Raw genomic sequence first — 364 nt, 5'->3', positions numbered from 1 at the left:
TCGACATCGTGGTAAGAACCATCATAAAGTTTCGCCTTGATGTCAACCAATGGATAACCAGCAAGAACACCGTTAGCCATAGCTTCTTCCAACCCTTTTTCTACGGCTGGAATGAATTCACGTGGGACAACACCACCGACGATGGCATTTTCGAACTCGAAGCCTTTACCTTCTTCATTCGGCGTAAATTCAATCCAAACATCACCGAATTGACCTTTACCACCAGATTGACGTTTGAAGAAACCACGGGCTTGGGTAGAAGCACGGAAGGTTTCACGGTAAGATACCTGAGGAGCACCAACGTTAGCTTCAACCTTGTGTTCACGTTTCAGACGGTCAACAAGGACATCCAAGTGCAATTCAC

At 46.2% G+C, this 364-nt stretch carries 1 pseudogene; it reads right to left on the bottom strand.

Annotated features, from left to right (window positions below):
- Positions 1-364 (bottom strand): annotated as a pseudogene (fusA, locus tag FH871_RS35190) (elongation factor G); the annotation flags it as partial.

It is taken from the genome of Larkinella sp. C7 (genome assembly GCF_006149005.1).
GTDB lineage: Bacteria > Bacteroidota > Bacteroidia > Cytophagales > Spirosomataceae > Larkinella.
This window is presented reverse-complemented; position numbering and strand designations above follow the sequence as displayed.